Annotated in this window: 7 protein-coding genes; 4 read left to right on the top strand and 3 right to left on the bottom strand. The window is 60.4% G+C overall.

The annotated features are described in order from the left end of the window. Positions 1 to 77 precede the first annotated feature (77 nt). Positions 78 to 254 (bottom strand): hypothetical protein, encoded by a 177-nt coding sequence (locus QMX93_RS28850; protein WP_212543925.1) that lies wholly within the window; start codon positions 252 to 254, stop codon positions 78 to 80. Positions 255 to 478: 224 nt separating this feature from the next. Beyond that, positions 479 to 1,384, bottom strand: a complete 906-nt coding sequence (locus tag QMX93_RS28845) for a LysR family transcriptional regulator (RefSeq protein ID WP_218187440.1) — start codon at positions 1,382 to 1,384, stop codon at positions 479 to 481. A 114-nt stretch (positions 1,385 to 1,498) separates the two neighbouring features. Between QMX93_RS28845 and QMX93_RS28840 the strand changes: the two genes are divergently transcribed. Together QMX93_RS28840 and QMX93_RS28835 are read left to right on the top strand one after the other, a co-directional pair. Further along, positions 1,499 to 2,377, top strand: coding sequence for an MBL fold metallo-hydrolase (locus tag QMX93_RS28840; protein WP_282358957.1), 879 nt, complete (start codon positions 1,499 to 1,501; stop codon positions 2,375 to 2,377). Positions 2,378 to 2,634: 257 nt separating this feature from the next. Further along, positions 2,635 to 3,249, top strand: coding sequence for an NAD(P)-dependent oxidoreductase (locus QMX93_RS28835; RefSeq protein ID WP_282358954.1), 615 nt, complete (start codon positions 2,635 to 2,637; stop codon positions 3,247 to 3,249). A gap of 197 nt (positions 3,250 to 3,446) precedes the next feature. Here QMX93_RS28835 and QMX93_RS28830 read toward each other — a convergent pair whose 3' ends face one another. Beyond that, the gene (locus tag QMX93_RS28830) at positions 3,447 to 4,328 is read right to left on the bottom strand and encodes a LysR substrate-binding domain-containing protein (protein WP_282358952.1); all 882 of its coding nucleotides are present in this window, start codon (positions 4,326 to 4,328) and stop codon (positions 3,447 to 3,449) included. A 229-nt stretch (positions 4,329 to 4,557) separates the two neighbouring features. On the opposite strand from QMX93_RS28830, the gene QMX93_RS28825 reads away from it, so the two are divergent. Together QMX93_RS28825 and QMX93_RS28820 are read left to right on the top strand one after the other, a co-directional pair. Further along, positions 4,558 to 6,195 (top strand): 5-guanidino-2-oxopentanoate decarboxylase, encoded by a 1,638-nt coding sequence (locus QMX93_RS28825; RefSeq protein ID WP_282358951.1) that lies wholly within the window; start codon positions 4,558 to 4,560, stop codon positions 6,193 to 6,195. Beyond that, the gene (locus QMX93_RS28820; protein ID WP_282358962.1) at positions 6,195 to 7,643 is read left to right on the top strand and encodes an aldehyde dehydrogenase family protein; all 1,449 of its coding nucleotides are present in this window, start codon (positions 6,195 to 6,197) and stop codon (positions 7,641 to 7,643) included. Before QMX93_RS28825 ends, QMX93_RS28820 begins: the two co-directional genes overlap by 1 nt. The last annotated feature ends 113 nt before the right edge of the window (positions 7,644 to 7,756 follow it).

Here is a 7,756-nt window from a genome sequence, read left to right as displayed (position 1 = left end):
GCTCGCGATAGCGGTGTTTCAGTCAAAATTTATCTGAATGACACACCGCTATCGCGAGCAGGCTCACTCCTACAAAGTCAGCGCAGCGCGTTCAGCGACGCATTGTGCGGAATGCAGCGCTCGAAATTGCAGCTCGCGTATTCACGCGGCAGCTGTCGCAACTGCTCGACCCGCCAGGCCGCGGTGCCGTACAGCGCCAGCGTGGCAGCGCAGGTGATGAAAATCGCGGCGTACCTTCTTGTTTTGATGTTCATGGCGTTCACCTCTGAACGAAATACCCTGCGGTATTACTTTCAGCATAGGTCAGCGCCGGGGAGTTGCCAGCCAGTGCGTTCGTGGTTGTAACCCGCCATTCAGCGTACTGATAAACCCTTGTAGGAGCAGAGCTTGCTCGCGAAAGCGGTGCGTCATTCAAAACATATGGGACTGATACACCGCTTTCGCGAGCAAGCTCTGCTCCTACAAGGGGCGGGGTGGTTTACAAATCAGCATCCCATTGCGGGTTTTCGGGGAATCTGAGCACCAGAAAATCCAGCATGCTGCGCAGCGCCGCCGGCATGTGTTTGCGTGAGGCGTACACCGCGTAGATGTTCATCTGGCGCGGTTCGGCGTGGGGCAGCAGGCGTACCAGTTCGCCGCTGTGAACATGCACGCCGGCCTGATACGTCGGCAGCATCGCCACCCCGGCGCCGGCCAGCGTTGCGCGCAATAACGTGCTGGCCTCGTTGGCGCTGATATTGCCCTGCACCGGCACCGAAACCGGTTCGCCATCCTCGTCGAAATGCCACAGGCTCTTGCCGAAATACGAGTGCGTCAGGCAGTTGTGGCGGCTCAGGTCTTCCACCCGTAAAGGCATCGGCTGTTCTTGCAGATAAGCCGGCGCCGCGCACACCACCGAACGGCACACAGTCAGGCGCCGGGCGATCAGGTTGGGATCGAGATCGTTGCTGGTGCGAATCGCCAGATCGATGCGTTCGTCCACCAGGTTCACCGTGCGATCAAGCATCTGCAAATCGATGCTCACCCCCGGATAGCGTTTGACGTACGCGGCCATCGCATCGGCCAATTGCGCCTGACCGAACGAGGTGCTGACGCTGATCCGCAGCAATCCGCGCGGCGCGTCATGGGGTTCGCTGACGGCGGCCTGCATGTCGCTCGACAACTCAATCATCTGTCGACAACGCGGGAGGATTTCACTGCCGGCCGCGGTCAGACTCAACTTGCGCGTAGTGCGGTGCATCAGGCGCGCGCCGACCCAATCTTCCAGCTCCGCCAGGTAGCGTGAAACCACCGGCCGCGAGAGATCCAGGTGATCCGCAGCGGCCGACTGGCTACCGAGATCCACCACCGTGACGAACACCCGCATTGCCTGGAGACGATCCATGATTTGCCCGCTTTCAGAAACAAACTATGTCCCAGCATCGCATTTTTTGTACTGAGTCTGGCAACTAAGCTCTGTTCCATCGCCAAGCAAGGCATTCGAACACCGGAGCAACAGATGATCGGCTTCACCACCCTCAAACGCCTTCTACTCGCCACCGCTTCGCTGGGTTTCGCTGCGCATGCCGCGGCTGCCAACCTGACGCTGGATGTTTACAACCCTGGCGCCAATGCGATTTTCCCGGTGACCTCGGTGCTGGTCAGCGGCGAGAAAGACGCGATCCTCGTTGACGCGCAGTTCGGCAAATCCCAAGCCGAGCAAGTGGTAGAAAAGATCCGCGCCAGCGGCAAACAACTGACCACCATTTACATCAGCCACGGCGACCCGGATTACTACTTCGGCCTCGACACCCTGACCAAGGCGTTCCCGAATGCCAAGGTGCTGGCCTCGCAACCGACCGTCGATCACATCAATAAAACCGTCGTCGGCAAACTCGCGTTCTGGGGGCCGAAAATGGGCGCCGATGTGCCAGCGAAAACCATCGTGCCGAGCGTGCTAAAGGGCGATAGCCTGATGCTTGAAGGGCAGAAGTTGCAGGTGGTCGGGCTTGACGGCAAGCAGCCGGATCGCAGTTTCGTGTGGATTCCGTCGCTCAAGGCAGTGGTCGGTGGCGTGGTGGTGGCCGAGTACATCCATGTGTGGATGGCGGATACGCAGACCGCGCAATCCCATGCGGATTGGCTGGAAACGCTGCAGTCGATTGAAACGCTGAAGCCGACAACCGTGGTGCCGGGTCACTATTTGGGTGAGAGCAGCCGCTCGCTGGCCAGCGTGAAATTTACTGCGGACTACATTGAAGCTTTCGATGAAGAAACGGCGAAAGCCAAGGATTCTGCTGCGCTGATCGCCGCGATGAAAAAACGCTACCCGACGCTGGGCGAAGAGAGCTCGCTGGAGCTGAGCGCGAAAGTCGCGAAGGGGGAGATGAAGTGGTAACCCGCGCCATCTGAATACTGAGGTCTCAAGGATTGCTGATTGCCTTTGTGGCGAGGGGATTTATCCCCGTTGGAGTGCGAAGCGCTCCCCTGCTTTTCCCTGTGAAACCGAGTTGTCAGGATTTACGACTGCTGCGCAGCCGAGCGGGGATAAATCCCCTCGCCACAGAAGCCCTTCAGCCGCAGGGGGAGTGGTGCCACAAGTATCTGAAGTCAGAGTTTTCAATGCACATACACTCAAGCCAACTGGAGAACGTCATGAGCAAGATCGCAATCATTGGTGCCACCGGCCGTACCGGTAGCCAACTGCTGGAAGAAGCCCTGCGTCGCGGTCATAGCGTCACCGCCATCGCCCGTGATACCTCGAAGATCGGCGTGCGTGCCGGTGTCGTCAGCAAGAATGTCGATGTGCTGGATTCGGCGGCGCTGCAAGACGCGGTGGCCGGCAACGATGTGGTGATCACCGCCGCACATTTCGCCACGGTGCCGGCATCGGCGATTGTCGGGCCGGTTAAGCAGGCGGGTGTGAAGCGGTTGTTGGTGGTGGGTGGTGCCGGTTCGCTGTTGCTGCCGGACGATACACGCGTGATCGACAGCGCGGGTTTCCCGGCCGAGTACAAAACCGAGGCCAGTGCGGGGGCGGCGTTTTTGGATGCGCTGCGTCAGGAGAAGGAACTGGACTGGACGTTTCTGTCGCCATCGGCGGAATTCGTTGAAGGTGAGCGCACGGGCAAATTTCGTGTTGGCCAGGATCACTTGCTGGTGAGCGCTGAGGGCCGTAGCTGGATCACCTTTGCCGACTATGCGATTGCACTGATCGACGAAGTAGAAACACCGAAGCATTCGCGTAAGCGCTTTACTGTTGGTTATTGATATACGGCTTTACCCTCACCCCAGCCCTCTCCCGAAGGGAGAGGGGGCCGACCGAGGCGTCTGGCGTTTTACATCGACCTGAAAAATCCAGTCGATTATGGATTCAAAGCCAATCGTTCAGGTCGCTGAACCTCCTCAATAACCCCCGGTCAGTCCCCTCTCCCTCTGGGAGAGGGCTAGGGTGAGGGAAAACAGCCTCACCGCAAATGCGCCTGCTCAACCAACCAAATCATCAGTTCTTCGAGCGGCGGCGATGCCTCAATCCCCGGTGGCAACACCACGTAATACGCCAACCCCGTTTTCACCTTCAACTCAAACGGCATCACCAGCCGTCCCGCGCGCAAGTCATCGCCGATCAACGACCAATCCCCAATCGCCACCCCCGTGCCGTGCGACGCCATCGACATCGCCTGATCCAGCGTTTCGAAATGCTGGCCGCTGCTGACGTTGTTCAAATTCAGCTGCGCGGCGTTCAGCCACACCGACCAATCCTGAATATCGTGCGTCGGGTGCAGCAGCAGATGCTGTTGCAAATCCGCCGGAGTATTCAGTGCCGGCGAACCCTTGAGCAGCAGCGGCGAACACACTGGCGTCAGTTGCTCATCGAACAGGTGCAGAGCGCCCGGCGAGTTATCCGGTGGCGGCCCGTAGATCACCGCCGCATCAAATTGCTCACGCTGAAAATCCACCCCATGCTGCAACGACGCGGTGAGTTTCACCGGCACGTCCGGGCGTTCTTTCTGCCATTGCAGCAAGCGCGGCAGCAGCCAGCGCATCACGCAACTCGGCGCCTTGAGTTGCAGGGTTTCACGCTGCAGACCGATCTGCTCGGTGGCTTCGCTGATCAGGCCGAAGACTTTTTCCACGCGCGGTAGCCATTCGCGTCCCTCGGCGGTCAGCGCCAAACCTCGGGCCAGACGGATGAACAGCGGATAACCGAGATGCTCTTCCAGCCCGGCGATCTGCCGGCTCACCGCGCCTTGGGTGATGTGCAACTGCTCGGCGGCGCGGGTGAAATTGCAGCACTGCGCGGTGATCAGAAACGTGTGCAGGGCGGGCAGGGGAGGCATGCGTTTCATGTGGATCCAAGGTATGACGTGAGGACATGGCTAGTATGACTTTTAATCGATTGTTGCGGCTACCTGCCGACCGTTCAATGAAGCCATGAAGGGCTTTTATGTAGGAGTGAGCCTGCTCGCGATAGCGGTAGATCAGTCACTGCGATGTTGGATGTGATGACGCTATCGCGAGCAGGCTCACTCCTACAGAAAAGCCTTGTGTTTTCAGCGAACAAGAAGGGCAATCGACATGGCGACGTGTGGCGAAGTACTGGTCAAGTTACTCGAAGGTTATGGGGTCGAGCAGGTGTTCGGCATTCCCGGGGTGCACACCGTGGAGCTGTATCGCGGGCTGGCGCGTTCGAGTATTCGTCACGTCACCCCTCGCCATGAGCAGGGCGCCGGTTTCATGGCTGACGGCTACGCGCGCACCGCTGGCAAACCCGGTGTGTGCTTTATCATCACCGGCCCGGGCATGACCAACATCACCACCGCCATGGGCCAGGCCTACGCCGATTCGATCCCGATGCTGGTGATCTCCAGCGTGCAATCGCGCAGCCAATTGGGCGGCGGGCGCGGCAAGCTGCATGAGCTGCCGAACCAGAGCGCACTGGTTTCGGGTGTCGCGGCGTTCTCGCATACCTTGATGTCCGCCGCTGAATTGCCGGTGGTGCTGGCGCGTGCATTTGCCTTGTTCCAGGCCGGTCGTCCACGTCCGGTGCACATCGAAATTCCATTGGACGTGCTGGTCGAAAACGCCGATGACTTGCTCGCCAGTGTGCCGGTCAATATCGACCGCGCCGGTGCAGCGCCAAGCGCAGTCAAGCGCATGAGCGAATTGCTCGCCGGTGCCAAACGTCCGCTGATTCTCGCCGGTGGTGGGGCCATCGACGCCGCGCCGGAACTGACCAAACTTGCCGAGTTGCTCGACGGTCCAGTGGCGCTGACCATCAACGCCAAAGGCATGCTGCCGGGCAACCATCCGCTGCTGATCGGTTCGACCCAGACGCTGGTCGCCACCCGCGCGCTGGTCGCTGATGCCGACGTGGTATTGGCCATCGGCACCGAACTCGCCGAGACCGATTACGACGTGACCTTCGCCGGCGGTTTCGAGATTCCCGGCAAACTGCTGCGCATCGATATCGACGCCGACCAGACCGTGCGCAACTACCCGCCGCACTTGGCGCTGGTGGCCGACGCACGCAACGCTGCACAAGCGCTGCTGAACAATCTGTCGCAAGAAAAACTAGATGAGCGCAGCAGCGACTGGGGTCAGGCTCGCGCCGGCAAACTGCGCGCTGAACTGGCCGCGAGCTGGGACGCAACGACCCTCGCGCAAACCCGTTTCCTCGACACCGTGCTCGATGAATTGCCGAACGCGGTGTTCGTCGGCGACTCGACGCAACCGGTGTACACCGGCAACCTGACGTTCAACCCCGATCACCCGCGCCGCTGGTTCAACGCCTCGACCGGTTACGGCACCCTCGGCTACGCCTTGCCGGCCGCGATTGGTGCGTGGCTCGGCGGCCAACTCGACAAAGGTGCGCGCCCTCCGGTGGTGTGCCTGATCGGCGACGGCGGGCTGCAATTCACCCTGCCGGAACTGGCCAGCGCGGTCGAAGCGCGGGTGCCGGTGATCGTCCTGTTGTGGAATAACCAGGGCTACGAAGAGATCAAGAAATACATGCTCAACCGCGCCATCGAGCCGGTCGGCGTGGACATCTACACCCCTGATTTTGTCGCGATCGCCAAAGGCCTCGGCTGCGCCGCCGAAGCCATCAGCAGCATCGAACAACTGCGCAGCGCGTTGCGCAGTGCAAGCGATCGTCAGGGCCCGACCCTGATTGAAATCGACCAGACCCAATGGATGCAGGCGGTGGCGCAATGATCAGTTTCCCAACCACACTCGATGGCCTCTACATCAACGGCCAATGGTCGGCGGGTGGCGAACATCTGCGCGTGATCAACCCGGCCACCGAAGCGCTGCTGACCACGGTCAATGGCGGTGAAGAACACGCGGTCGATCAAGCCGTCGCCGCTGCCAGCGAAGCGTTCAAGAGCTGGTCGCAAACCACTGGCGTCGAGCGCGGCGCGATTCTGCGCAACATCGCCAACGGCGTGCGCAGCGGCCGCGAGCATTTGATGAAGTTGCAGTCGAGCAACAACGGCAAACCGCAATTCGAAGCGGCCATCGACGTCGATGACGTGATCGCCACGTTCGAGTATTACGCCGAACTCGCTGAAGGCCTCGACGCGAAACAGGACAGCAATGTGCCGCTGCCGAGCGATGATTTCAGTGCACGTCTGCGCCGCGAACCGTGCGGTGTGGTCGGGCTGATCGTGCCGTGGAATTTTCCGATGGTCACCACTGCATGGAAGCTTGCGCCGGCGTTGGCGGCGGGTTGCTGCGTGGTGCTGAAGCCGTCGGAAGTAACACCGCTGCCGGAGCTGGAACTGGCGGCGATCATTGCTGAATCGGGACTGCCGAACGGCGTGTTCAACCTGGTTTGCGGGACTGGATTGGCGGTCGGTGCGCCGTTGTCGGCAGATCCGCGTATCGCCAAGATTTCCTTTACCGGCAGCAACGCGGTCGGCGTGCAGGTCATGCAGCGCGCGGCGGAAACGGTGAAGGGCGTCAGCCTGGAATTGGGCGGCAAATCTTCGCTGCTGGTGTTGGCGGATGCTGATCTCGATCTGGCGGTTGAGCTGGCCTGTGGCGGCGCGTTTTTCAATGCCGGGCAAATGTGTTCGGCCACCAGTCGGGTGTTGGTGGCTGAGGAATTGGAAGAGGAATTTCTCGCTCGTTTGCAGAAGCGTGCGCAGGCGATTCGTGTGGCGGATCCATTTGATCCTGAGGTGGAAATGGGCGCGCTGGTCAATCAGGCGCAGTACCAGCGCGTGCTCGGGCACATTGATCGTGGGCTGAGCGCGGGTGCGCGATTGGTCTGCGGCGGTAATCGTCCGGCGGATCTGCCGCGTGGCTATTTCCTGCAGCCGACGGTGTTTACCGACGTGCCGCTGGACAGCGCATTGTGGTGTGAAGAGATTTTCGGGCCGGTGGTTTGCGTGCGCAGCTTCAGCAGTGAAGCCGAGGCGATTGCGCTGGCCAATGACACGCCGTTTGGCTTGGTGGCGAGTGTGGTGACGGCGGATGCTGTAGCGGCGGATCGTGTGGCCAATGCGTTGCAGGCGGGGATGGTGTGGATCAATGCACCGCAAGTGATCTTCCCGCAGGCGGCGTGGGGCGGGTACAAGCAGAGCAGTATTGGTCGCGAGTTAGGGCCTTGGGGATTGGCGGCGTTTCAAGAGATCAAGCATGTGATTCGTGCGATCTGATCCAGAGGTTTTTTCGTCTGAACTGGCCTCATCGCGAGCAGGCTCACTCCTACATTGGGCGGGTGTACACCTGACCCTGTAGGAGTGAGCCTGCTCGCGATAGGGTTGTAAGC

The organism is Pseudomonas sp. PS01303 (genome assembly GCF_029959385.1).
In the GTDB taxonomy this organism is placed as follows: domain Bacteria; phylum Pseudomonadota; class Gammaproteobacteria; order Pseudomonadales; family Pseudomonadaceae; genus Aquipseudomonas; species Aquipseudomonas rustica.
Note: the sequence above shows the minus strand (reverse complement) of the source record. Positions and strands in the feature narration are given on the sequence as shown.

Coding starts and splice junctions, on each gene's coding strand:
- QMX93_RS28850 (WP_212543925.1), bottom strand. CDS start 254: ATGAACATCAAAACAAGAAGGTACGCCGCGATTTTCATCACCTGCGCT.
- QMX93_RS28845 (WP_218187440.1), bottom strand. CDS start 1,384: ATGGATCGTCTCCAGGCAATGCGGGTGTTCGTCACGGTGGTGGATCTC.
- QMX93_RS28840 (WP_282358957.1), top strand. CDS start 1,499: ATGATCGGCTTCACCACCCTCAAACGCCTTCTACTCGCCACCGCTTCG.
- QMX93_RS28835 (WP_282358954.1), top strand. CDS start 2,635: ATGAGCAAGATCGCAATCATTGGTGCCACCGGCCGTACCGGTAGCCAA.
- QMX93_RS28830 (WP_282358952.1), bottom strand. CDS start 4,328: ATGAAACGCATGCCTCCCCTGCCCGCCCTGCACACGTTTCTGATCACC.
- QMX93_RS28825 (WP_282358951.1), top strand. CDS start 4,558: ATGGCGACGTGTGGCGAAGTACTGGTCAAGTTACTCGAAGGTTATGGG.